The organism is Siminovitchia sediminis, from assembly GCF_042680885.1.
GTDB classification, from domain to species: domain Bacteria; phylum Bacillota; class Bacilli; order Bacillales; family Bacillaceae_C; genus Siminovitchia; species Siminovitchia sediminis.
Genome location: NZ_JBHUEO010000118.1, coordinates 1 through 1,245, shown reverse-complemented (window position 1 = coordinate 1,245; position 1,245 = coordinate 1). Strand labels below are relative to the sequence as shown.

Genomic DNA, 1,245 nt, shown 5'->3' with positions numbered 1-1,245 from the left:
ATCTTCGACTGAAAAATCCATCTCAGGCACCTCCCAAGATCTTCAGGTAGCCATCCAGTTCCCTGACGGAAGCTTTTTCGTTGTAATACTCGGAAATGGCCCCGGATCCCGGAATATCAGAGATTGCGTCCTGATGCCCTTGGATTCTGGCCACGTGCTTTGCCACGTCATGAAAATCGTTGGCGCTCCACAAGCCCTTCTCAATACAAACATTCAGGGCTGGCTGGATGAACGGACGAAAATTCTTTACGGTCCTTTGAAGAATCTGAAGCTGGTCTCTTATGTACCTTGGAAAACGTTGATGAATCTCCTCAAGAAACTGTTGAATATTTTCTTTGTCTTCAAAGGATGCTTTGACCGTATCCATGTATGCTTGTATACCTTTGGATCTATCCCTGGAATGGTGTGCATTCTTGATCAACCGGCCCTTTCCTTTGGAAAGGGGATGAACAGCCAAAAGCTCACCTTCTGGAGTCTTTTCAATGATCAGCTCATCTTTCTCAATCCGGACATGAACGATGTTATCTCCGTGTGGCTTATACGTTCCCAACGGAACAGAATAACGGTTCGATTGATATTTAATGATGTTGTCCTTATGCACTGTCCTTGTTATACTAGATCCATGGTTGCTTTCGAAAGAAAGCAGGGAGGAGACTTTTCGCAAGTGTGGCTTTTCCAGGGCGAACACTTCGAGAGGTCTCTTTTTTATTGTATTGTGCACCTGGTAGTTTCCTTTTCTTTCAAGCCAGGCCAGGCACTGCTCGTTCCAGGTATCTATCTGATAAAACACCCGATTCTTCGCAAAGTTTCCTTTGATGAATTTCACCACGTTCACAATCTTTCCTTTTGATTCAGGGTCTGCAGCCCGACAAAGGTAGATACGGAATCCTCTTTGTTGCCTATACGACTGAAATTCTTCTGTATAGATAATATCGCCCCCATTTTCACTGACTGTCATCAGCTTGTCCTGGTCATAGACAATCTCTTCGGTCATTCCGCAATAATATTCAAACGCCTTTTCATGACAACGCAGGACATCCCGGGTGGTAAATGGCCGTTCCTGCCAATAGGCATATTTAAAGCGCGAGTGGGAAAGGACAAAGGCAATGACATATAGTGTCATCGTTTTTCCATCGAAGGTTTTAACCCTCATCTCCCCAAAATCCACCTGCATCTGTTTCCCTCTTGGCAATTCTTCAATGGCTTCATAACTCCGAAACGCAAGTGACTTAGGAATATGGTATT

The 1,245-nt window shown here is 44.5% G+C and carries 1 protein-coding gene; it reads right to left on the bottom strand.

Annotated elements, in window-relative coordinates; genetic code table 11:
* Positions 1-22: 22 nt before the first annotated feature.
* On the bottom strand, positions 23-1,245 hold a 1,223-nt coding region (locus ACFSCZ_RS18935; protein WP_380776502.1), incomplete at its 5' end, for a transposase.